General features: G+C 60.2%; 24 protein-coding genes. 13 read left to right on the plus strand and 11 right to left on the minus strand.

Translation table 11 applies throughout. The features are described from left to right. Nucleotides 1–52: 52 nt before the first annotated feature. Nucleotides 53–673: a PAS domain-containing protein gene (locus OEZ71_RS00420; protein ID WP_263737957.1), complete on the minus strand. Its 621-nt coding sequence runs from the start codon at nucleotides 671–673 to the stop codon at nucleotides 53–55. A 230-nt stretch (nucleotides 674–903) separates the two neighbouring features. Between OEZ71_RS00420 and OEZ71_RS00425 the strand changes: the two genes are divergently transcribed. The 3 genes from OEZ71_RS00425 to OEZ71_RS00435 are packed head-to-tail and all read left to right on the plus strand — an operon-like array spanning nucleotide 904 to nucleotide 2,935. Further along, a complete protein-coding gene (locus tag OEZ71_RS00425; protein ID WP_263737958.1) occupies nucleotides 904–1,782 on the plus strand; it encodes a YicC/YloC family endoribonuclease in 879 nt (292 codons plus the stop codon). 2 nt (nucleotides 1,783–1,784) lie between these two features. Then, nucleotides 1,785–2,420, plus strand: a complete 636-nt coding sequence (gene gmk / locus OEZ71_RS00430; protein ID WP_263737959.1) for a guanylate kinase — start codon at nucleotides 1,785–1,787, stop codon at nucleotides 2,418–2,420. Beyond that, nucleotides 2,417–2,935: a gamma carbonic anhydrase family protein gene (locus tag OEZ71_RS00435; protein WP_263737960.1), complete on the plus strand. Its 519-nt coding sequence runs from the start codon at nucleotides 2,417–2,419 to the stop codon at nucleotides 2,933–2,935. The genes gmk and OEZ71_RS00435 overlap by 4 nt, the downstream gene beginning before the upstream one ends. A 5-nt stretch (nucleotides 2,936–2,940) precedes the next feature. Here the strand turns inward: OEZ71_RS00435 and OEZ71_RS00440 are convergent, their stop codons facing one another. Continuing rightward, nucleotides 2,941–3,345 (minus strand): hypothetical protein, encoded by a 405-nt coding sequence (locus OEZ71_RS00440; protein ID WP_263737961.1) that lies wholly within the window; start codon nucleotides 3,343–3,345, stop codon nucleotides 2,941–2,943. A gap of 192 nt (nucleotides 3,346–3,537) precedes the next feature. On the opposite strand from OEZ71_RS00440, the gene OEZ71_RS00445 reads away from it, so the two are divergent. The 7 genes from OEZ71_RS00445 (at nucleotide 3,538) to phoB (ending at nucleotide 10,856) form a co-directional block, all read left to right on the plus strand. Next, nucleotides 3,538–4,578: a sensor histidine kinase gene (locus OEZ71_RS00445; RefSeq protein ID WP_263737962.1), complete on the plus strand. Its 1,041-nt coding sequence runs from the start codon at nucleotides 3,538–3,540 to the stop codon at nucleotides 4,576–4,578. A gap of 145 nt (nucleotides 4,579–4,723) precedes the next feature. Then, entirely contained in the window at nucleotides 4,724–5,761 is a 1,038-nt protein-coding gene (locus tag OEZ71_RS00450) for a substrate-binding domain-containing protein (protein WP_263737963.1), read from the plus strand. A 67-nt stretch (nucleotides 5,762–5,828) separates the two neighbouring features. After that, nucleotides 5,829–7,289, plus strand: coding sequence for a phosphate ABC transporter permease subunit PstC (gene pstC, locus OEZ71_RS00455; protein ID WP_263737964.1), 1,461 nt, complete (start codon nucleotides 5,829–5,831; stop codon nucleotides 7,287–7,289). Continuing rightward, a complete protein-coding gene (gene pstA / locus OEZ71_RS00460) occupies nucleotides 7,286–8,629 on the plus strand; it encodes a phosphate ABC transporter permease PstA (RefSeq protein WP_263737965.1) in 1,344 nt (447 codons plus the stop codon). Before pstC ends, pstA begins: the two co-directional genes overlap by 4 nt. Nucleotides 8,630–8,649: 20 nt before the next feature. Further along, complete coding sequence (gene pstB, locus OEZ71_RS00465) at nucleotides 8,650–9,447, plus strand: phosphate ABC transporter ATP-binding protein PstB (protein WP_263737966.1); 798 nt, start codon at nucleotides 8,650–8,652, stop codon at nucleotides 9,445–9,447. 10 nt (nucleotides 9,448–9,457) lie between these two features. After that, nucleotides 9,458–10,171 carry a phosphate signaling complex protein PhoU gene (gene phoU, locus OEZ71_RS00470; protein WP_263737967.1) on the plus strand — a complete coding sequence of 238 codons (714 nt, stop codon included), beginning with the start codon at nucleotides 9,458–9,460 and terminating at the stop codon, nucleotides 10,169–10,171. A 1-nt stretch (nucleotide 10,172) separates the two neighbouring features. Next, complete coding sequence (gene phoB, locus OEZ71_RS00475; RefSeq protein ID WP_263737968.1) at nucleotides 10,173–10,856, plus strand: phosphate regulon transcriptional regulator PhoB; 684 nt, start codon at nucleotides 10,173–10,175, stop codon at nucleotides 10,854–10,856. Between the two features lie 478 nt (nucleotides 10,857–11,334). On the opposite strand, the gene OEZ71_RS00480 is transcribed toward phoB, so the two are convergent. The 9 genes from OEZ71_RS00480 to OEZ71_RS00520 all read right to left on the minus strand — a co-directional run bounded on the left by OEZ71_RS00480 (nucleotide 11,335) and on the right by OEZ71_RS00520 (nucleotide 19,746). Next, nucleotides 11,335–12,102, minus strand: coding sequence for a helix-turn-helix transcriptional regulator (locus OEZ71_RS00480; protein ID WP_263737969.1), 768 nt, complete (start codon nucleotides 12,100–12,102; stop codon nucleotides 11,335–11,337). An 817-nt stretch (nucleotides 12,103–12,919) separates the two neighbouring features. Next, nucleotides 12,920–13,792 carry an MBL fold metallo-hydrolase gene (locus OEZ71_RS00485; protein WP_263737970.1) on the minus strand — a complete coding sequence of 291 codons (873 nt, stop codon included), beginning with the start codon at nucleotides 13,790–13,792 and terminating at the stop codon, nucleotides 12,920–12,922. A 102-nt stretch (nucleotides 13,793–13,894) separates the two neighbouring features. After that, nucleotides 13,895–14,557, minus strand: a complete 663-nt coding sequence (gene gph, locus OEZ71_RS00490) for a phosphoglycolate phosphatase (protein ID WP_263737971.1) — start codon at nucleotides 14,555–14,557, stop codon at nucleotides 13,895–13,897. Further along, nucleotides 14,554–15,108, minus strand: a complete 555-nt coding sequence (locus tag OEZ71_RS00495) for a thioredoxin family protein (protein WP_263737972.1) — start codon at nucleotides 15,106–15,108, stop codon at nucleotides 14,554–14,556. The genes gph and OEZ71_RS00495 overlap by 4 nt, the downstream gene beginning before the upstream one ends. 10 nt (nucleotides 15,109–15,118) lie before the next feature. Further along, complete coding sequence (gene rpe, locus OEZ71_RS00500) at nucleotides 15,119–15,808, minus strand: ribulose-phosphate 3-epimerase (RefSeq protein ID WP_263737973.1); 690 nt, start codon at nucleotides 15,806–15,808, stop codon at nucleotides 15,119–15,121. A 120-nt stretch (nucleotides 15,809–15,928) separates the two neighbouring features. Further along, nucleotides 15,929–17,086 (minus strand): N-acetylglucosamine-6-phosphate deacetylase, encoded by a 1,158-nt coding sequence (gene nagA / locus OEZ71_RS00505; protein WP_263737974.1) that lies wholly within the window; start codon nucleotides 17,084–17,086, stop codon nucleotides 15,929–15,931. Further along, complete coding sequence (locus tag OEZ71_RS00510) at nucleotides 17,086–18,117, minus strand: SIS domain-containing protein (protein ID WP_263737975.1); 1,032 nt, start codon at nucleotides 18,115–18,117, stop codon at nucleotides 17,086–17,088. Before OEZ71_RS00510 ends, nagA begins: the two co-directional genes overlap by 1 nt. A gap of 1 nt (nucleotide 18,118) precedes the next feature. After that, on the minus strand, nucleotides 18,119–18,877 hold the full coding sequence (locus OEZ71_RS00515; protein ID WP_263737976.1) for a GntR family transcriptional regulator: 759 nt from the start codon (nucleotides 18,875–18,877) through the stop codon (nucleotides 18,119–18,121). Then, on the minus strand, nucleotides 18,874–19,746 hold the full coding sequence (locus OEZ71_RS00520) for a glucosamine kinase nucleotide-binding domain-containing protein (protein ID WP_263737977.1): 873 nt from the start codon (nucleotides 19,744–19,746) through the stop codon (nucleotides 18,874–18,876). The genes OEZ71_RS00515 and OEZ71_RS00520 overlap by 4 nt, the downstream gene beginning before the upstream one ends. 159 nt (nucleotides 19,747–19,905) lie before the next feature. Between OEZ71_RS00520 and OEZ71_RS00525 the strand changes: the two genes are divergently transcribed. The 3 genes from OEZ71_RS00525 to OEZ71_RS00535 all read left to right on the plus strand — a co-directional run bounded on the left by OEZ71_RS00525 (nucleotide 19,906) and on the right by OEZ71_RS00535 (nucleotide 23,110). Further along, complete coding sequence (locus OEZ71_RS00525) at nucleotides 19,906–20,841, plus strand: N-acetylmuramic acid 6-phosphate etherase (protein ID WP_263737978.1); 936 nt, start codon at nucleotides 19,906–19,908, stop codon at nucleotides 20,839–20,841. After that, complete coding sequence (locus tag OEZ71_RS00530; protein WP_263737979.1) at nucleotides 20,838–22,097, plus strand: ABC transporter substrate-binding protein; 1,260 nt, start codon at nucleotides 20,838–20,840, stop codon at nucleotides 22,095–22,097. The genes OEZ71_RS00525 and OEZ71_RS00530 overlap by 4 nt, the downstream gene beginning before the upstream one ends. Before the next feature lie 101 nt (nucleotides 22,098–22,198). Then, the gene (locus OEZ71_RS00535) at nucleotides 22,199–23,110 is read left to right on the plus strand and encodes a carbohydrate ABC transporter permease (RefSeq protein WP_263737980.1); all 912 of its coding nucleotides are present in this window, start codon (nucleotides 22,199–22,201) and stop codon (nucleotides 23,108–23,110) included. The last annotated feature ends 3 nt before the right edge of the window (nucleotides 23,111–23,113 follow it).

The raw sequence follows: 23,113 nt of genomic DNA on the forward strand, positions 1-23,113 counted from the left end.
TCGTTACTGATCCGATAAAGGGCGGTCCGGCAGGGCCGCCCTTTCTTTTTGGTTACTGCGACACCACCAGTTTCAGATGCCCTCGGCTCCGTATCACCCTTGGCATGCCGCCACAGTAGGGCTCCGGTGCTTCCGCGAATCCATCTGGAAGCGGATGGCGAAGGGGATACCGGTGTTTTTGCGGTGAGGTGACAATCGGGCTGACCGTACATTCGTTCAGATCGAACCGGCGCGGGGCCCGCCCGATCGGACCCTCGGCCATAAAACATCCCAACGCACGGCTGATATCCCCAAGATCGCTCTTCAGCGGCAGGATCAGGAGTTTCGCATGCATCTCGGGTTTGCCAAACCCGGTCTCTGCCCTCAGAGTCAATTCCGCCGTTTTCGGCCCGCCAAACACGACCTGAAGGATGTCTGACACCTCTGTTCGTGATTTCGGCGTAAAGAGAGCGGTCAGCGGCATGCCACGCACTTCCATGCCCATCAGGTCGTTCAGATGCATGCCCGCCAGCCTGAAGCGGGCAACTTGCGGCGCGATCCGTTCCAGAACAAAGGCATATTCAAGGGCACGTTCGATCCCGCGCGGGTCAATCTCAGACCGGAACGGAACCTCACGCCCGTCACGCAGCGCTTCCCAATAGGCGCGAATCTCCGAGAGGTACTGGAATCTCATGACCGACAGCTTTCACAATGCCAGAAACGCCATATCCGGCAAACGATTTCACCCCTCGACCGCGGCGACCGGTCGTCTGCGCACAAAGTCCCCGACCCACCATCGCGTTGTCGCAATGGTCAGCTTTTGTTAACTCTACGAGCAGAATGATTACTCAATTCTTAATATACCCGATCCAGCGGCAAACGGAGGCGCAAAAGTCTTAAATGGTAAATGCAAGTCTGGTTTCGATGACGGGTTTCGCCACGCGCCGCGGAGAGGGTGAGGGATTCGGCTGGACGTGGGACGTCCGATCGGTCAACGGCAAGGGATTGGACCTGCGGCTGCGGTTGCCCGACTGGATCGATGGGCTGGAGCCCGCCGTGCGCGCCGCCGTCGCCAAAGTGGCCGGTCGCGGCAACATCACGCTGTCATTGAAACTGGCGCGCGAGACGGGCAGCGAGGCGCTGCGCGTCAACACCGCAGGGCTCGACGCGGTTCTGACCGCGCTGACCACGGTACGGGCTCGGGCAGAAGCGGCTGGATTGGAACTGGCAAAGCCTAGCGCCGCAGAGATTCTGTCCCTGCGTGGCGTCACCGATCAGGGGGGCGATGCGGAAGAGACGGGACCGCTTCTCAAGGCTCTGCTGAACGACCTGACCCGACTACTGGCCGATTTCGCGGCCATGCGCGCGGCTGAGGGCAGGGCGCTCGGCGAGGTGATCAGCGCCCAGATTTCTCGGATCGAGGCTCTGGCGGCCGAGGCAAAGGCCGCCGCCGAAGCGCGCCGACCCGAGATGGAGCGGATGCTGCGTGAGAACCTTGCCCGGGTACTCGCCGGTGCAGCGGAGGCCGACCCGGCCCGCATCGCGCAGGAACTCGCCGTCATGGCCGTTAAGGCTGATGTGACGGAGGAGCTTGACCGGCTTTCCGCCCATATTGACGCCGCCCGCAAGCTTCTCGTGGAACATGGTGCCGTCGGCCGCAAGTTCGATTTTCTCATGCAGGAATTCATGCGTGAGGCGAATACGCTCTGTTCAAAGTCCGGCAATGCGGGGCTGACCCGGATCGGGCTTGACCTCAAGACCGTCATCGACCAGATGCGGGAACAGGTTCAGAACGTGGAATGAAAATGAAACGCAAGGGCTTGCTGATCATCCTGTCCTCGCCCTCGGGTGCGGGCAAGTCGTCGCTGGCAAAACGGCTGATGCAATGGGACCCGACGCTGCGGTTTTCCGTCTCGGCCACGACCCGCAAGCCACGCAACGGCGAAGTGGACGGCAAGGATTACTATTTCCGGTCGCGCGACGCGTTTGAGGCGATGGTCGCAGCGGGCGAGATGTTGGAACATGCCGAGGTTTTCGGCAACTTTTACGGCTCGCCCAAAGGGCCGGTTGAACAGGCCATGGAAGAGGGGCGTGACACGCTGTTTGACATCGACTGGCAGGGTGGCCAGCAGATCCGCCGGTCGTCGCTTGCCAAGGATGTCGTGTCGATCTTCATCCTGCCGCCGTCGATCGCAGATCTAGAGGCACGCCTGCGCAACCGCGCCCAGGACAGTGACGAGGTCATCGCAGGCCGTATGGCCAAAAGTCGGGATGAGATCAGCCACTGGGGCGAATACGACTATGTCATCATCAACCGCGATCTGGACGTTGCGGAGGAAGAATTGAAAACCATCCTCAAGGCTGAACGCGCGAAGGCAGACCGGCAACCAAGCCTGACAGAATTCGTGCGTGGCCTCAATGCGGAGTTCGACAAGAGATGATCTATGCGCTTGAAGGCATCGTCCCCGAAATAGCCGAGGACGCCTGGGTTGCCCCCGATGCCAACGTAATCGGCAAAGTGGTGCTGGAGGCGGGGGCGAATGTCTGGTTCGGCTCGACGTTGCGTGGCGACAATGAGGAAATCCGGGTGGGGCGCGGCTCCAACATTCAGGAAAACTGTGTTCTGCACACGGATATGGGATTTCCCCTGACCATAGGCGCGGATTGCACCATCGGCCACAAGGCGATGCTGCATGGCTGTACCATTGGCGAGGGCAGCCTGATCGGCATGGGGGCGACCGTTCTGAACGGCGCAAAGATCGGCAAGGGGTGCCTGATTGGGGCAAATGCTCTGATCACCGAGGGCAAGGAAATTCCGGATGGCAGCCTCGTGATGGGGGCGCCGGGCAAGGTCGTGCGGGAACTCGACGACGGCGCCCGAGCACGGCTTCTGGCCTCTGCCGCACATTACCGGTCCAATGCGACCCGGTTCCGCGCTGGACTGAAGCCGGTCTGAAACGGTCAGTCAGTCCCGTCCAGTACGATGAGATCAATCTGAATCTCCGGGCTGTGACGGCGGACTTCCGAAATAACTTTCCCGGCGTCGGGCAGGCGAGGCGTCACAGCATAAAGGCGTCCGCCGAAACCCAGCCGGACCAACAGATCAGCCAAATCAAGAATATCCCACCGGCTTTCGAAGAGCCGTCCGACAAAGATATCGGGTGTGGTGCGCGCGAGCAAACGCAGATCGACATCATTGAAACCAACGGTTTCCACAGTGGTATTGGCCGTTTCGCGGATCAAGTCGATCAATCGCGGTGGAAGATCGACTGCAACAACATGCAGAGGGCGGTCATCTGCATTCTCATACACAGGCAAGGGTTCCGCGCAGGATGTCTGCATCGGATCGCTCTTGGCGCGCGACATGATCGGCCTTCATTGTGAAACCAAGCCCGTCAACGGAAGACGTGTTGGACGGCGCTATGACGTGGAATTTGGCACTACTAAAACTTTAGCAGACGAAGCGGTCAGAGAAAAGTCGCGCAACCGGCAGATTTACTTTTAATATTTGCTATCGCAGGTTCCTCTGTGTTCGCTGCCCTTTCACGGAGCATTGGCATGCAGGCAAGCCTTGCGAGGGATTTTCTTGAAGCGGTTCCGATGCCGCTGATGCTCGTTGGCACCGATCAGCGGGTGAGGGTTGCAAACCGGGCTGCGGCCGATCTGTTCGGTTCGGAGGTAGAGGGCCGCAATTGCAGCGCGTTCCTTCGACACCCGTCCTTCCTGACCGGGCTGGAGGAATGCCTGAGCGGTCAGGGCAACCGGACGGCGCGGATCACTCTGTCGGGCAAGGCGCAGGATACCCACCTTTCTGTGACCTACTCGCCGGTCGCACTCGAGGGCAGTCCCGGCGTTCTCGTCGCCTTCGAGGATCTGACTGCGCTTGAACAGGCTGTCGCCATGCGTCGCGATTTCGTCGCCAATGTCAGTCATGAACTGCGCACGCCCCTGACCGCCCTGGTCGGCTTTATCGAAACCCTGCGCGGCGCGGCCCGCGATGATCCCGGCGCCCGCGACCGGTTCCTCGGTATCATGGAGCGTGAGGCGGGGCGAATGATCCGTCTGGTCAACGATCTTCTGTCACTGAGCCGGGTAGAGGCAGAAGAGCGGCGGCGGCCAGCCAAGCCGGTGGACATTGTCGGCCTTCTGCGCGCGGCCTTGGTAACGCATCAGGAAACCGCGAAAGCCGCCGGCATCGTACTTACGCTGCAGGCCGACATTGATCTCGTCAATCTGCCGGGTGATGGTGATCAGTTGACGCAGGTCTTTCACAACCTCGTCGAGAACGCGATGAAATACGGCGGATCCGGAAAGGAGGTTACCGTCCGGGTTTCCGAGATTGAGCGCGAGCCGGTCCTGAAAGGACCTGCCGTGCAGGTGGAGGTTGTCGACCGTGGCGAGGGAATCGATCCGCTGCATCTGCCGCGACTCACTGAACGGTTTTACCGCGTCGACACCCATCGCAGCCGCGAAAAGGGCGGAACCGGCCTTGGACTCGCGATTGTAAAACATATCGTCAACCGCCACCGGGGACGTCTCAAGATCGAAAGCGAACCGGGAAAGGGCAGCAGATTCATCGTCATACTCCCGAAGAACTGACATGAAATGGTTCCGGACCTCGTCACTGCCCAATGGCGCTGTCATGAAACCGTTACGTAAGTGTCACAAAAGCATAGCGGCTCGGGACTAGAGAGCGGCCAAGGTCGCCAGGGGGCGGCCAGAACCCGACTTGCAGGAGTATGCAATGACAACCGTGAAGCTCGCCACCTCGGCCCTCGCGCTCGCCGCCGCTGCCGGTGCGGCCCAGGCCCGCGACCAGATCCAGATTGCTGGGTCCTCCACCGTTCTGCCCTACGCGACCATCGTCGCCGAAGCCTTTGGCGAGAACTTCGACTTCCCGACGCCGGTCGTGGAAGGTGGCGGTTCGGGTGCCGGCCGCAAGAAGATGTGTGAAGGCCTGGGCGAGAACACCATCGACATCGCCAACTCGTCGTCGCGGATCAAGCAGTCGGACATCGATCTTTGCAACACCAATGGTGTTACCGAGATCATGGAAGTCCGTATCGGTTACGACGGCATCGTTTTTGCCTCTGATCTGAACGGCCCTGAATTCGCCTACACCCCGGCTGACTGGTTCAGCGCGCTGGCTGCGGAAGTGGTCGTCGACGGCGCAATCGTCGCCAACCCGAACAAGACCTGGGCTGACGTCAACGGCGACCTGCCCGCGCAGGACATCCTCGCCTTCGTTCCGGGCACCAAGCACGGCACGCGCGAAGTGTTCGACGAGAAGGTGATCCTCGCCGGTTGCGAAGAGACCGGTGCTTACGAGGCCTTTAAGACTGCGGCTGGCGGTGATGAAGATGCTGCGGAAGAAAAGTGTATGGCACTTCGCACCGACGGTGTGTCCGTTGACATTGACGGCGACTACACCGAAACGCTCGCGCGGATCGATGCCAACAAGAACGCCATCGGCGTGTTCGGTCTGTCTTTCTACCAGAACAACACCGACAAGCTGCGCGTTGCAACGATGAATGGTGTGGTCCCGACGGTCGAATCGATCGCCGCTGGTGACTATCCGGTCTCCCGCCCGCTCTACTTCTACGTCAAGAAGGCACATCTCGGCGTGATCCCGGGTCTGCAGGAATACATCGACTTCTTCGTCTCGGACGACATGGCTGGTCCGGACGGCCCGCTGGCGGCTTATGGCCTCGTCTCCGACCCGGAACTGGCGGCGACGCAGGAAATGGTTGCAACTGGCACCCCGATGGCACCGCTGAACTGATCTGAATACTGCGGGTGGCGGCACGAGACTGCCACCCGCGCCTCTCATTTGCGGACTGGATACCTCGATGAGCATTGGGCTGTTGCTTGCGATCATTCTCGGTCTCGCTGCCGTCGGTTACGTCTTTGGGATTCGGCGCGCAAAGAGTGCGTCAGGCGGCGATACACGCAGCCTTCATTCCCTCGCGGGATACCACGGGCAGTCGGTATTTTTGTTCGTCGCCGTACCGGCTCTGTTGCTTGTCGGTATTTGGCTGTTGGTGCAGCCGATCATTATCGAATCCCGCGTGAGCGGTTTGATCGTGGAGGCGGATATACCCCAAGGCGGCAGCCGCGACCTTGTTATGAGCGACGTGCGCCGTGTCGCAGGCGGTCTGAACATTATTGCCGGCGAAGGCGGCTTGAGCGAGGACGAGATCGCGAACATGGGCGCCGATCTCGGCGACCTGCGCTCTCGGCTAGGCGGTGTCGGGGTTGCGCTGGCCTCTGACATTCAGCCAAACGTATTCGAGGCGTCCAAGCGTTACCGCCAGATGACCAATACCGGTCAAATCATGCTGTCGGTTTCCGCGATTGCGCTCGCACTGGCCGGGTTCGTCTACTCGATTGCACGAATCACTGCCGATTTCCGCGCGAGAAATGTGTCAGAAGGTTTCGTAAAACTCCTGTTCATCGCCTGTTCCTGCGTCGCTGTTCTGACGACCTTTGGCATCGTCGCCTCGCTGGTGGTCGAATCCCTCCACTTCTTTCGGCTATATCCAGTATCGGACTTCCTGTTCAGCCTAACCTGGAACCCGCAGTTCCGCGGTGGCTCTGATCTTGGCATCTGGCCATTGCTCTGGGGTACGCTCTACGTCTCTTTTGTGGCACTTCTCTTCGCGGTGCCGGTCGGCCTAATGAGCGCGATCTATCTGTCGGAGTACGCGTCGAAACGGGTCCGTTCGGTAGTAAAGCCCGCGATCGAAATCCTCGCGGGCATCCCGACCATCGTCTACGGTCTCTTCGCGCTGATCACAGTCGGTCCGTTCCTGCGCGACTATTTCGCGCAACCGTTCGGGCTGGGGTCCTCCTCTTCCTCCGTCCTGACGGCAGGTCTCGTGATGGGGATCATGCTCATCCCGTTCGTCTCATCGCTTTCTGACGACATTATCAACGCCGTACCGCAATCGATGCGAGATGGGTCTTTCGGACTAGGCGCGACCCATTCCGAGACGGTGCGTCAGGTGATCCTGCCGGCCGCTCTTCCCGGGATCGTTGGTGCGATTCTGCTGGCTGCGAGCCGCGCCATCGGTGAAACGATGATTGTTGTGATGGGGGCAGGCGCGGCGGCAAAACTCAGCCTCAATCCGCTGGAAGCGATGACGACTATTACCGTGAAAATCGTGAGCCAGCTCACCGGAGACACCGAATTTGCCTCTCCAGAGACGTTGGTGGCCTTCGCGCTCGGCTTGATGCTGTTCATTTTCACACTCGGCCTCAACGTCATCGCGCTCTACGTCGTGCGCAAATACCGGGAGCAGTACGAATGACCAACGCTGCCGTCCATTCGACACCGCGCTCCGGATCGCTCTTCAGCCAGGACCAGCGCACTCGCAGGCGCAACACGGCCGAGCGGCGGTTCCGTATTTACGGACAAGCCGCCATCGGAATTGCCATGATGGCGCTCGTGATCCTGCTCGCTTCGGTGCTGGGCAACGGCCTTAGCGCCTTTCGCCAGACCTTCATCAATATGCCGGTGACACTCGACGCCGATGTTCTTGACAAGAAGGGAAATCGGGATGCCGACGATCTGAAAAAGGTCACCACGATCGGCTACTCGAAATTGCTTTTGAACAGCCTGACACAGTTGATCGAGGATCAGGGCCTCGCTATCGAGGGCCTCGCCGCCTCTGACATCAAGGACATGATCTCAGACGATGCCGCCGCGCAGGTCCGCAACAGAGTGTTGGCCAATCCCGAACTCATCGGCCAGACCGTCAGTCTCAAGGTACTCGCCAACGGGCGGATCGACGGCTATCTCAAGGGCCGGGTTTCCATGGAAAGTGCGGAACGGGACAGCAACGTTTCGGTCAACCAGCTTCGCCTGACGGACGAAATGATGGAACGGGGCCTCATCGGCAAGTCGTTCAACTGGTCCTTCATCACAGCCGCCGACGCGTCCGAACTCAGACCCGAAGCGGCCGGGCTGGGTGTCGCGATCCTGGGGTCGGCCTACATGATGATCGTGGTGCTGGTGCTCGCGCTGCCCATCGGTGTTGCCGCTTCGATCTATCTTGAGGAATTCGCGCCGAAGAACCGCTGGACCGATCTGATCGAGGTCAATATCTCCAACCTCGCGGCGGTACCGTCGATTGTCTTCGGCATCCTCGGCCTCGCGATTTTCATCAACTTCGCAGGTCTTCCGCAATCGGCACCGATCGTCGGCGGGCTTGTGCTCACGCTGATGACGCTGCCCACGATCATTATTTCGACCCGGGCTGCCATCAAGGCGGTCCCGCCCTCAATCCGTGACGCAGCCCTTGGAATCGGCGCCTCCAAAATGCAGACCGTGTTCCACCATGTCCTGCCCCTAGCCGCGCCCGGCATCCTGACCGGCACGATCATCGGCCTCGCGCAGGCGCTCGGTGAAACGGCGCCGCTCCTTCTGATCGGTATGGTGGCCTTCGTGCGCGATTTCCCGGCTGCACCGCCCGAAGGTCTCTTCGATCCCGCCGCCGCGCTGCCGGTGCAGGTCTACAACTGGACCCAGCGCGCTGACCCGGCCTTTGTTGAACGGGCCTCAGGCGCGATCATCGTCCTTCTCATCTTCCTTCTCGCCATGAACGCCGTCGCGATCCTTCTGCGGCGTAAATTTGAACGGCGCTGGTAAAAATGGCGGAGACTGCCAAAATGAACGTCATGCGACAGACAGACGACACCACCGCAACGGCGGAAATCAAGATCGCCGCCAAGGGCGTGCAGGTCTATTACGGCGACAACCACGCCATCAAGGATGTGGATGTCGACATCGCCGACCGCACCGTGACCGCCTTCATCGGCCCGTCGGGCTGCGGCAAGTCGACCTTCCTGCGTTGCCTCAACCGGATGAACGATACGATCGACATCTGCCGGGTGGAGGGCAAGATCACGCTCGACGGCGAAGACATCTACGACAAGCGGGTCGATCCGGTGCAACTGCGCGCCAAGGTCGGCATGGTGTTCCAGAAACCGAACCCGTTTCCGAAATCGATCTATGACAACGTCGCCTACGGTCCCCGCATCCATGGATTGGCGCGCAGCAAGGCCGAACTGGACGAGATTGTCGAGAAATCGCTGCGCCGTGCAGCTCTCTGGGGTGAGGTCAAGGACCGCCTGAACGCGCCGGGCACCGGGCTTTCCGGCGGACAGCAGCAGCGGCTTTGCATCGCGCGCGCCGTCGCGACCTCGCCCGAGGTCCTCTTGATGGACGAACCCTGTTCGGCGCTCGACCCGATCGCAACCGCGCAAGTGGAGGAACTGATCGACGAACTGCGCTCGCGCTTTGCCGTCGTCATCGTCACCCATTCGATGCAACAGGCTGCCCGCGTCAGTCGGAAGACCGCATTCTTCCATCTCGGCAATCTGGTCGAGTTCGGCGAGACCGGGCAGATCTTCACCAACCCGCGTGATCCGCGCACTGAAAGCTACATTACCGGCCGGATCGGCTGAGGAGAGCGACATGAACGAACAACATATCCTGCGCGCCTTCGACCGCGATCTGGAGGCTATCCAGGCGATGGTTATGAAGATGGGCGGCATGGTCGAAGCCGCGATCCTCGATGCCGCCGAAGCATTGGAGACGCGCGACGAAGAACTGGCCGGCAAGGTGCGCGCCGGGGACAAGGCCATCGACGCACTGGAAGAAAAGATCAACGAAGAAGCCGCGCGTTTGATCGCGCTGCGCGCGCCGGCGGCCTCGGACCTGCGCACCGTCCTGTCGGTCCTGAAGATCACCGCGAGTCTTGAGCGGGTCGGCGACTATGCCAAGAACATGGCCAAGCGGTCGAACGTGCTTGGCCAGATGACAGCAATCAGCGGGGCGGGCGGGTCGCTCCGGCGCATGTCAAAGGCTGTGGTGCAGATGATCTCGGACGCGCTCGACGCCTACAACACCCGCGATGCGGCACTTGCCGAGGATGTGCGCAACCGCGACCGCGAGGTCGATCAGATGTACAATGCGCTCTTCCGCGAGTTCCTGACCCATATGATGGAGGATCCGCGCAACATCACGGCCTGTATGCATCTGCATTTCATTGCCAAGAATGTCGAACGCATGGGCGATCATGCGACGACCGTGGCAGAACAGGTGATCTATCTTGTCACCGGTGAATTGCCCGGGGAACAACGGCCGAAGGCTGATAGCGTGACGTCAATCGGTGTGGAGGACGCCTGAGATGCCGGCCCCAAGTGTATTGGTGGTCGAGGATGAACCCGCACAGCGGGAAGTCCTGACCTACAACCTTGAGGCCGAAGGGTTCCGGGTGGCCCAGGCCGACAATGGCGAGGAGGCGCTATTGCTGGTCGCCGAAGAGACACCCGACCTGATCGTTCTCGACTGGATGCTGCCGAATGTCTCCGGAATCGAGGTCTGTCGTCGCCTGAAATCCAAGCCGGAAACCAAGGGTGTGCCGATCATCATGCTGTCGGCGCGTTCGGAAGAGGTCGACCTCGTGCGCGGTCTGGAGACCGGGGCGGATGACTACATGGTCAAGCCCTATTCGGTCGTCGAACTGATGGCCCGGGTCCGTACACAGCTTCGACGGACGCGGCCATCAAGCGTCGGAGAAGTACTTGAGTTCGAGGACATCACGCTCGATCCGGAAACGCACAAGGTCCACCGCGCGGGGCAGGCCCTGAAACTTGGTCCGACCGAGTTCCGGCTTCTCACGACCTTCATGGAAAAACCGGGCCGGGTCTGGCCTCGTGATCAACTGCTGGACCGGGTCTGGGGACGCGATATCTATGTCGACACCCGCACCGTCGACGTCCATGTCGGCCGGCTGCGCAAGGCGCTCTGCGCCCATGGTGGAGAGGACCCGATCCGCACGGTTCGCGGCGCGGGCTACGCGCTGGGTTAGGGTTCTTAATATCTTCCCTACGGAACCCTGAACACAGTCTTTGGTGACCATTGGGTGCAGGTTTAACATTTCTAGCCGGAACAATCATTGCGTGTAGCAATGACACAAAAGGGCGGTGTGTCGCTTGCCGCGACACACCGCCCGAAATCGCGCCAGCACCTGTTGGGGATGAGGACAGGGCGCGTCTCTAGTGCCAGACCTGCCAGAAGGAGAATGCTCCCAGCAGGCCCGGCGTCCGGTTTCCCGGGCTCCCCTTTCCCCCACAAAGCTGCGGGCTGGTCCGGGGCGCTGTTCCTGGCTAATGCCACCACTCACGGAACAACATCATAATGCGCCCAAGACTGACGTCGGGGAAGTAAGGGAATCCATACCAATTCAAGAACATGAAGTTATAAATGATTTCAGAGAGATACTGTTGACACCAAAGACTACGGGAACGGTCTGTTTCCGCAGAGAATACAATTTCAAAAATTGTTTCCTATCCGGGGAAAATAAAGATCTGATTTTGGAAAGAAGCCTTGAGAACGGCTTGTGCGGTCGTATCGACATTCAGTGCCTCGCGCGCGAGGCGCAGGTGCTTTTCAACGGTCGCCGGCGTTAATCCCATGATCGTGGCTATATCCTGCATCGTCTTCCCGTCGCCCACCCATTCCAAGGCTTCCCGCTGTCGTGGCGTCAAAGCCCGCCGAGATGAGGCAAAGGGCATCGCGGTAATACGCAGATGCGTGACGTTATTGATGACAGTAATCTCTCGTCCGTGTTCGGCCCAGACTTTCTCAATGTCATTCTGGCGCAGATCCCGACGACCACACAGACCGATCGCCCCCTTGGCGCGAACAGAAACGTCACGAAAACTGATCGAATAGCCGCAGCGAACATCATATCTCTTGTTTAATTCCAAGATCTTGCGTTCTGTCGGGGTCATTGCCCCCGAATTCACCAGTTCCTCGATCAACCGCCAGGAACACGCCCCTTCATTCACCGCAGCCCATTTGACCATCGGAGCATGGTTGTAGATTCCGCTTTGCACGAACTCATCCAAATAGGCCTGCTCATGGTTCGACAGAACAAGTAAATCTTCGGCATTGCCGAAGGAATTCGACGTCCGAAAGCGCGTAAAGCCATAAAGGAGACGGTCAAACCCGTACTCTGCCATCTTTTCCAAGTGCAAAGACCAGATCTCTTCGATCGACGTCGCCTCTATGACGCGTTCGAGATGGACGACAAGGGGGGTATGTCTGTTCATCGCTGTAACCGTGCTTTCCCAACGCGCAAATGGATGGACGACGCATGTTCAATGCACCGCACCAGCCAATACAACCAGATAGAACTCACGCGGCTGAAACCGCGAATGGCCGTCAGCGATAACAATGTCATAGCACTATCCCCAGCGTCTTTTTGCCATGCCATTCGGGACCTGTCGAGGGGGCCAATCGTTCTGCTCCGAAGCAGAGCAGGGGTGGCGAAGGCTATTGGTCAATACTCGGAACGTTTCCGATGCATGCGTGGTCGCATGACCGTTGAACCCGAAGCATCTTAAGGTGCGAGGCCAGAGGTCGAATTGTGCCTTTTGACACCGGCCAGAGCGATAAACGGCACCAACAACTTGCGTGCCATTGTCATGTATTGGGCAGGCGCCTGTTTAGACACCCACATAAAAACGCCCATCATGCGGCACGCCGTTTTCCAAAAAATCCAAAGATTACCTAACGGATTCAGCTTCTTAGAGGAAACTCCGTACGATCGGTCGGCAGATACTCGAAAGCCAAAAGTCACATCGCGATCAATAATGGCTCTATCGGTCGCAGGACTCCGCAGCTTCAGGCGTGTTCTGCTGTTCCTGTTTTAAAGTGTGCCGAGGCTAATGGCTGAGCCCGCTCTACCGGCAAAAAATTAGGCACCCTATTCCGTTCAATTTGCAACGGGTGTCGGCTCTGCTGGTGTCCCTGCCAGAGCGATGCAGCCTTTCACGATTTCGTGATAAGGTTGCAGGATAGGGCCTGTCTGCGCCTGGTGTGCATAGATTTCGAGGCCTTACCCACATTGGTGCGGCCGAGATCACTTCAAAGGCCGTTAACCGGAACCTTCAAATACGTCTTTCCATCCTCTTCCGGCGGCGGCATCTGGCCCGCCCTCATGTTGACCTGCAAGGATGGGATAATGAGTTTCGGCATGGCCAGTGACTTGTCGCGCGCCTCGCGCATCTCGACGAAATCAGCCGATGTCCGACCGCCGCCGATATGCACATTGCGCGCCTTTTCCTCCGCCACGGTCGTTTCCCAGGCGAATTCGTCGCGGCCCGGCGCCTTGTAGTCGTGTCCGACAAAAATCCGGGTTTCATCGGGAAGACTGAGGATCTTTTGGATCGAGTGATAGAGCGTCTCTGCCGAGCCACCGGGAAAATCGCACCGCGCCGTTCCGAAATCGGGCATGAAGAGCGTGTCACCGACGAAAGCGGCATCGCCGATCACATACGTCAGGCAGGCAGGTGTATGGCCGGGTGTGTGCAGCACGCGGGCGGTCAGCGCGCCGATTTCGAAAGCATCTCCCTCGGCAAACAGCCGATCAAACTGACTGCCATCGCGCTGAAACTCGGTGCCTTCGTTGAAGACCTTACCGAACGTGTCCTGAACAACGGTGATTTTTTCACCGATTCCGATCTTGCCGCCGAGCCGTTCCTGAATATAGGGCGCGGCGGAAAGATGATCGGCGTGAACATGGGTTTCAAGGATCCATGCAACCGACAGGCCCTGATCCCGGACATGGGCAATGATCTGGTCGGCTGAGCGTGTGTCGGTGCGCCCTGATGCGTAGTCGAAATCCAGGACCGAATCCACGATTGCGCAGGCATTGCTGCCGGGGTCTTTCACAAGGAACGTCACCGTATTCGTTGCGTCGTCGAAGAACCCCGTCACTTCAGGTTTCTCAGCCGTCATTCCGATCTCCCGCCTTTTCTTATTGCGATATATGGAGCGGATAACACATTTCAACTATTGAATGTGAAATCCGTCGGGACATGCGCCAGCACAGGGACCACGTTACGCCCGGCAGGACATTCGGGCAACAATGTCCGGAAGTTCGGCGAAGTTCCGAAACACGTGGGTAACCCTGATTTCTTCCAAGGGCACTCTCAGATACCCTTCCGAATAGAGGAGAAAGGGCAGGTTGGCGGCCTCCGCCGTCCGGGCGTCGACCTCGCTGTCACCGATATAGATCGCAGTCGAGCCGAGCGCAGAAGCCGCGGCCTGAAGCGGGGCAGGGTGGGGCTTTTTCTCGGGCAAGCTGTCACCTGCAACGACAGCATCGAAGTAGCCATCGAGACTGAGTGCTTCCAGAACCGCTTTGGTCGCCGCGCCGGGCTTGTTGGTGCAGATACCCAATGGATGGCCGCGCTGCCGGAGCGCTGCAAGCGCATTGGTAACATTCGGGTAGACACGCGTCAGTTCTGAGGACCGCGCGGTGTAGTCAGAGACAAGCCCGTCGGTCAACTCGGCATGACGCTCCGGCGAAAGACTGCGGGCGGCCATCACCCGGCGTACCAAAGTTGGTGCGCCATCGCCGACATAGGACTGAACGTCGGCGCGACCCATCGTCTGCCTTCCCTCAGCAACCAGCATTCGGTTCACTGCCGCCATGAGGTCTGGCACACTGTCGATCAGCGTTCCATCGAGATCGAAGATCAGCGAGGGCAGGGGGCTCACGCCGCCTTCCATTTGATCGAACAGCCCATCGAGGCGACCTGATCCACCGGCCCCTTGCCGGTTTCGGCCACCTGTTTCATCGCCTCGAACAGCTCGCGCTTCACATCGGGACCCGCCGCCTGACGGCCCGACGCATCGAGGCGGCCGCGATATTGCAGTTCCAGCGCCGCGTTGAAGCCGAAAAAATCTGGTGTACAGATCGCGTCGTAAACCTTTGCAACAAACTGGCTTTCATCGAAGAGGTAAGGGAAGGTAAAGCCGTGTTTAACCGCCTCCGCCTTCATCGCGTCAAAGCCGTCCTGCGGATAAGCAACGGGATCGTTGGAAGATATTGCCGCAACGCCAATGCCGAGCGCCTGCAATGCCTTCGCGTCGCGCACGATCCGGTCGATGACCGACTGCACATAGGGGCAATGGTTGCAGATGAACATGATCAGCGTGCCGTTCGGACCTGCGACATCGCCAAGCGACCAGTTACGGTCATCGGTGCCGGGCAGCGTGAAATCCGGCGCTTTCCAGCCAAAATCGCAGACGGGCGGGGATACGGCCATGGTCGTCTCCTTACTGTGCGGCCTCGGCGGCGGCACGGATTGCGGCGATATTCTTGCCATAGACTTCGGGTTTCGCAACGGACCCACCCGAGAAAACGCCTGAGCCCGCGACCAGCACGTCGGCACCGGCCGCAGCAACAAGCGGCGCGGTTTCCGGCGTGATGCCGCCGTCGATTTCTATGTGGATCGGGCGGTCGCCGATCATGGCACGCAAAGAACGCACCTTATCTATTTGAGGGTGAATGAATTTTTGTCCGCCAAACCCCGGATTGACAGTCATGACGCAAACGAGATCGACGAGATCGAGAACTGGTGCCAACGCCTCGGCCGGGGTGCCGGGATTGATTGCAAGACCGGCTTTTTTTTCTGTGGCCCGAATGGCTTGCAGCGTACGGTGAATGTGTGGTCCAGCCTCGATATGGGCGGTGATAATGTCTGCGCCAGCCTCGGCAAAGGCGTCGATATAGGGATCGACCGGCGCGATCATCAGATGCACGTCCATGACCGTTTTAATATGCGGCCGGATTGCCTTGCAGGTCGCGGGACCGAACGTCAGGTTCGGCACGAAATGGCCGTCCATCACATCGACATGAACCCAGTCGCAGCCTTGATCTTCAATCGCCTGGATTTCCTGGCCAAAGTTGGCGAAATCTGCGGACAGGATCGATGGGGCGATCTTGATCTTGCGGTCAAAGGTCATGGGGGCAGGCTCCGGGTTTGCTGTCTGGTTTCATCTAATGGCAAAGGCCGGGCGATACCAGCGGGAAGGCAAACTCCGTATGCGTTTAAATTACATAATACCGATTATCGGATAATTGTGCTAACCTGACTTAACTCCAATCGGTTGCCCTTTTTGCCAGACACCTTGTAATTCGAGCGATCCGGTAAGGTGCACAAAATCCGCGTCCCGCCCTGCCGCCAACATGCCGCAACTGCCAATCAAACCCAAAACGCGCGCAGGAACGGACGTGGCCATTGCCAAGGCGCGGTCACGCGGCAGCCCGACATCGTTGCAGATCACGCGGATCGCCCGGGCCATTGAAAGATCCGCACCGGCGAGTGTGCCATCCGCCAGCATCAGGCGCCCGTCCTCTCGACGTATCTCTCGGCCGTTGAGGCTGAACTGCGAGATGTTCGAACCTGCAGGCGCCATCGCGTCGGTCACAAGGAATATCTCCCCCGGCCCCGTCTTGGCCCGCAAAGCCGCGCGCATGACCTCAGGATGGACATGAATGCCATCCGCGATCATGCCCGCATCCAATGCACCCGTCGCCAAGACCGCACCGACAAGACCCGGTTCGCGATTGCCGAGCTGGCTCATCGCGTTGAAAAGATGGGTGGCGAGACGTGCACCGGATTTAGCGGCGGAGACGCAGCGATCAAACCCGGCATCGGTATGGCCGAGCGACACGATAATACCGACGCCGCTCAAAGTAGCGATTTGATCGTCGGTCACCGATTCCGGCGCCAAGGTCACCATCAGCCGGGGTAAGCGTCGGGCGGCATCGCAGAGGAACGCCAGATCGCCCTCACCCATCGGTCGGATCAGCGACGGGTCGTGCGCACCTTTGCGCGCGATGCTCAGATGCGGACCTTCAAGATGAAGTCCGGCAATCCCCCCAACACCTGCCGCAATCGCTGCTTCGACCGCCTCGACCGCTGCGCGGGTTTGATCCGGCGTGTCTGTGATCAGAGTTGGTAGGATTGTCAGCGATCCGAGCGAAGCATGTGCAGCGGCGATGCGCGTCAGGGTCTTCACGTTCGGCGCATCGTTGAACATGACGCCGCCGCCGCCATTCAGTTGCAGGTCGACAAATCCCGGTGCCAGAACCCCTCCGTCGAGTTTAACCGTTTCGGCGCCATCGACCTTGGCATCGGGCGGCAGCATTGCCGCGATCCGGCCATCCTTGACCAGCAGTGATCCGGGACCCGACCGCGCCCCATCGAAGACATCCGCGCCTGTGAAAAGCGTATTCATCAGACCGTCTCGGTGACTTTGTTGAGGTGACGCGGCCGGTCGGGGTCGATGCCACGGGCCAGCGCGACCTCTTCCACCATCGCGTAGAAAGAAACGATCAGCGCAAGCGGATCGGTCAGCGGGTGGTCCGTTCGGACGAAGGGCAACTGGCGGGCTTTCGTGACACGGTCAGATGTGACAAAGACCGTCGCCCCCTTCCCTGCGATCGCATCGGCGACCTCGACAACGGCGTCCTCAGCCGCATCGGCCGCAGCGAAGGCCAGAACCGGGAAATTCTGCGACACGATGGAAACCGGTCCATGCAGGACCTCCGCCGAGGAATAGTTCTCGGCATGAATCTGGCAGGTTTCCTTGAACTTGAGCGCGGCCTCGCCTGACATGGCGTAACTTGGACCCCGGCCCAATGTATAGAGCGAGGCGGCATGGGCAAGACGCCCGCCAAGGTTGGACCAGTCAACCCGCGCTGCCTTGTCCAGTTGCGACGGCAGGTTCGTGATGGCGGCGCTCAGCTCAGCGTCCCCGTGCCATTCTGCAATCAGAGCCAGCCCCGCCACAGCTGAAGTGACGAATGTCTTGGTCGCGGCCACCGAAAGCTCCGGCCCGGCCTGAATGTCCAGGACCTGATCGCTGGCGGCGGCCAGCGGCGAGGAAGCGTCATTGGTTACAGCGACCGTCAACGCCCCCCCCGCCCGCGCGACGCGCGCCAGTTCGACGATGTCTGGACTCTTGCCCGATTGCGAAACCGACAGGCAAAGGCTGCCGCCGAGTTTCAGCGGAGCCCGGTAGATCGAGGCGACCGAAGGACCGATGGAGGCAACCGGCAGGCCCAGCGTCAACTCGGCCACGTATTTCAGATAGGTGCAGGCATGATCCGAGGATCCCCGCGCAACCGTGGCAATATAGGATGGGTCGAGGCTGCGCGCGGCCTTGGCTGCTTCCCGGATCGCCGCCCCGCCCTTGTCCAGAAGCCGGGCGACGGCATCAGGAATCTCACGAATCTCTTTGCGCATCAAACTTTGTGAAGTTGTCATATCAGGCCTCCGGTATGCGCATTTCGGCAACGAAATCATAGGCATCGCCGCGATAGATGGATTTGGTGAACTCGACGACGCGGTCGTCGGGCAAGTATGAGACGCGTTCGATTCTGAGCCCTGCTGCCATCGGCTGCACGCCCAGCAACTCAGCATCTGCGGCACAGAGATTGATAGCAGAAATCTTCTGGACCGCCCGCACCGGGCGCAGCCCGGCTTCGCCCAGAACCTCATAAAGCGATCGGGTCACGACCAGCGGATTGGGCAGAATCGCGGTTGGCAGCGACGCGCGTTCAATGGCCATCGGTCGCCCGTCGGCACGTCTCAGGCGCGCGAGACGTGCGACCTGATCACCTTGGGCAAGTCCCAGCGTATCGACCTCTTCGACCGTGGGCAGAAAGAGGCCGCGCTCCAGCCAGTCCATTTCAGACCGGTAACCCCGCCGCGCCATATCCTCGGAAAACGAGGTCAGCCGTGACAACGACTGCTCCACCCGGGGCCGCGCCGAGGCGACGAACGAGCCCGATCCCTGCCGTTGCAGGACCAACCCTCGGTCCACGAGTTCGGCGATGGCCTTGCGCACCGTCACCCGCGACAGATCGGAGATGGCCGCGATTTCACGCTCGGGCGGCAGGGGCATGTCGGGGGCAAGAAAACCCGACGCGATGCCGGCCTCGATCCGCTTGCGAAGCTGGACATAGAGCGGCCCGTTCGCGGGGTTCAGCCAATGCTCAGGATCGAGAAATTCGCTGATCTTCATGTGCCCCCCTCAGCCAGCCGGGACGCTAGAAGCAAAGCGCCGTCCAGCGCAGTTCCTTCAGCCGCGCGGATCCGCGAAGCGAGCCCGGAGTCAATCCAATCGGCATAGGCCGGGCCAAGCCCGCCCGTCATGCAGATCGCCTCGCCCTCGGTCAGCCCAAGCGTGGTGAGGGCGGATTCGATATAAGTCGCACCCTCCCGCATCAGGCGGATAGCAACGGCATCTCCACCCTTGGCCGCAGTCACGATCTCTGGCGCGAACGCTGCGAAATCGACCGGGCTGGAAGACAGGGCGAACGCGATGATACCGGGCCCGCTGTCAAATCGCTCATACATCGCCTCAGTGAGCGGGCTGTGAGGCGTCATTCCATCACCGGCCAGCAATGTTTCTTGCAGAAGCTGTCGGCCGAGCCAGGCGCCTGACGCCTGATCACCGAGCAGAAAGCCCCAGCCACCCAGAACACGGATGACGCCAGCATTCTGTCGGCCGATGAATGACCCAGTACCAATCGCCGCAACCGCCCCGTCCCGATCTCCCAAAGCGCCTGCAATCATCGTCGGCTGATCGTCGGTCACCGCCACGCGCCTGAACGGCAACGCGCTGGCAACCCTGTCGGCCATCGCCGCATCCATGACGCCCGCAAGACCGACATGAGCAATCGCACCTGCAAGGCCGTCTGCGGAAAGCCCGGCCGTGTCTGCGAGGCGGTTTAGCAGGTCGCCGACCCTTGCGATCGCACCAACGAAGTCAGACACATTGGCCGGACCGCCGGTCACCTCGACCCGCCGCCCCCCGCGCTTGAATATCAGCGCGGCGCGGCTGGATGTGCCGCCGCCATCAAGGCCAACCATGATTGAGTCGTCTCGCATCATAAAGATACCATTATAATACCTATACGCTAAAAGAAAGCCATTATTGAAAACCAGAAGGCAAAAACTGGCGCTACGATAAGGCCAATAGAGGCCGAGCAAGAAAATATTGGACAAAAGGTATTAAATAGGTATTCTTATTCGAGCGAGGAGGATTCGATGCCGTCAGCTGCCACTGAGCGACTTCATAAAGCCGCCAAAGGCCTTGATGTCCGTCCGGGGCAGGAGGTTCTTGATGTGCTGTTGATCGCGCAAAGAGCCGCAGTCGATGCCGTACACAGTGCACTGCCAGGACTCGAGGCCGGCGCCGAGATAATGGCGGAGGCGATCCGCACAGGCCATCGTCTTATCTATGCCGGCGCGGGCTCTTCTGCCCTGATGGCGAATGCCGATGGTATCGAACTGCCCGGAACCTACGGCATCCCTCCCGAAAGCATCCTGCTTCTGATGGCCGGTGGCCTTCCGACAGATGCAAATATGCCCGGCGCGACAGAAGACGATACCAAGGAAGCCGAGAAAGCCGCTGTGGCGATCCGGAAGGGAGACGCAGTCATCGCCGTTACGGCGTCTGGCAGCACCCCCTACCCTGTCGCAGTGGCGATCGCCGCCAGGGCGAAAGGCGCGAAGATCATTGCCGTTGCCAACAACCCCGGTGCACCGATCTTCGGACATGCAGACGTCGCGGTCTGCCTGCCGACGCCGCCCGAAGTAATTGCCGGGTCCACAAGGATGGGTGCCGGAACGGCGCAGAAGGTCGCGTTGAACCTTATGTCGACGCTGATGGGCATCAGGCTGGGCCAAGTCCACGATGGGATGATGGTCGGCCTTGTGGCCGACAATGCCAAGCTGCGCGCCCGCGCGCAGGCGATGGTGATGAAAATCGCCAGGGTTGATGCCGATACCGCGACCCGGGCGCTGGCCGCAGCGGGTGGCGCGGTGAAACCCGCCGTTCTGATTGCCAAGGGAGCGAACCCCGATGAGGCAGCCAGACTATTGATGACAAGCGACAACAACCTCCGCGCGGCGCTCGCGCGGGCCACCGAAACCGGCATCCAGGGCCGGACAATCCAGACCAACCAAGGGAGTGAGCAATGACACCGAAGAAACTGACCGGCCTCCTGTTGGCCACCACGGTCCTCGGCTCGGCCTTCGCGGCCAATGCGCAGGACGTGACGCTGACCATTGAAAGCTGGCGCAATGATGACCTGTCGATCTGGCAAGACAAGATCATCCCGGCCTTCGAGGCCGCCAATCCCGGCATCAAGGTCCAGTTCACCCCCTCTGCACCCGCAGAATACAACGCCGCGCTGAACTCCAAGCTCGACGCGGGCACCGCGGGCGACCTGATCACCTGCCGGCCTTTCGACGCCTCGCTCGCACTTTTTGACGGCGGCAAGCTGGCCGATCTTTCCGACCTTGAGGCGATGGCGAACTTCTCTGACGTCGCAAAATCCGCCTGGCAGACCGATGACGGATCGGCAACGTTCTGTGTCCCGATGGCCTCGGTCATCCACGGTTTCATCTATAACAAGGACGCCTTCGCAGAGCTCGGGATCGAGGTTCCGGCGACCGAGGCCGACTTCTTCGCCGCCCTCGACAAGATCAAGGAAGACGGCACCTACATCCCGATGGCGATGGGCACCAACGACCAGTGGGAAGCCGCGACCATGGGCTACAACAATATCGGCCCGAACTACTGGAAGGGCGAGGAAGGCCGACTGGCGCTGATCAAGGGTGAGCAGAAGCTGACCGACGAGGCCTGGGTCGCGCCCTACCGGCAACTGGCAAAATGGGGCGCTTATCTCGGCGACGGATATGAGGCGCAGACCTATCCCGACAGCCAGAACCTGTTCACCCTTGGCCGTGCGGCGATCTATCCGGCGGGTTCGTGGGAAATCTCGGGTTTCAACAGCTTGGTCGATTTCGAGATGGGCGCCTTTTATCCGCCGGTCCAGAATGCCGGTGACGAATGCTACATCTCCGACCACACCGACATCGCCATCGGCCTGAATGCCGCGAGCCCGAATGCCGACGCGGCGCGAACCTTCCTGAACTGGGTCGGCTCGGCCGAATTCGCGACGCTCTACGCCAACGCCCTGCCGGGCTTCTTCTCGCTGAACTCGGCGCCGGTCGCGATGGAGGACCCGCTGGCACAGGAATTCGTCTCCTGGCGGGACAAATGCCATTCGACGATCCGCTCGACCTACCAGATTCTGTCGCGCGGCACGCCGAACCTTGAGACCGAAACCTGGAACGCGAGCGTCAACGTGATCAAGGGCACCGAGACCCCGGAAGATGCCAGTCAGCGGCTGCAGGATGGCCTCGCCTCCTGGTATGCGCCGCAACAGTAACCGGTTTCGTCCCGGCTGACGCCGGGCCGACCCGCCGGGGGGCCTTCTGCCCCCCGGACCACCCGAGAGTATTTCTGAACAGAAGAAGGAAGGAGGGCGCCATGGCTTCGAGGTCGCGGCTTCATATCGCGGTGTTTCTGGCGCCGGCCGTCCTTGTCTATACGGCGGTTATGATCTGGCCGCTGTTCAACACGCTGAGGCTGGCGCTTTACACATCGGGTGAAGAGGGGCGCGTCTTTTCGGGCCTCGCGAATTTCACGACGCTCTTTGGCGATCCGCGCTGGTCGCAGAGCTTCTGGAACGCGCTTGGCAACAATTTCTGGTTCTTCATCGTCCATATGCTGATCCAGAACCCGATCGGCGTGGCATTGGCGGCGATCCTCTCGCATCCGCGCCTGCGTTTTGCCGCACTCTACCGCTCGGCGATCTTCATCCCGACGATCCTGTCCTTCGTCATCGTCGGATTCGCCTGGAAGCTGATCCTGTCACCCATCTGGGGTATCGCGCCCGGAATGCTGGATGCGGTCGGGCTGAAGGCGCTGTTTGCCCCATGGCTCGGGAAAGAGGAATACGCGCTGACGACGCTGGCGCTGATCTCGGTCTGGCAGTTTGTCGGCATCCCGATGATGCTGATCTATGCAGCACTCCTCTCGATCCCCGAAGAGGTGCTGGAGGCCGGCGAGATCGACGGCATTACCGGCGCGTCAGCCTTCTGGAAGATCAAGCTGCCTCTCATTCTGCCCTCGATCGGCATCATCTCCATCCTGACCTTCGTCGGCAATTTCAACGCCTTCGACCTGATCTATGCCGCACAGGGCGCGCTGGCGGGGCCGGATTATTCAACCGATATCCTTGGCACCTTCCTGTACCGCACCTTCTTTGGTTTTCAGTTGCAGCTGGGTGACCCGCATATGGGCTCAGCCATCGCGACCGCCATGTTCGCCATCATCCTTGCCGGTGTCTGCCTCTATCTCTTCGCCATCCAGACGCGCATGCGGCGCTACCAGTTCTGAGGG

Origin of the sequence: Albidovulum litorale (assembly GCF_025751495.1) — a bacterium.
Taxonomy (GTDB): domain Bacteria; phylum Pseudomonadota; class Alphaproteobacteria; order Rhodobacterales; family Rhodobacteraceae; genus Albidovulum; species Albidovulum litorale.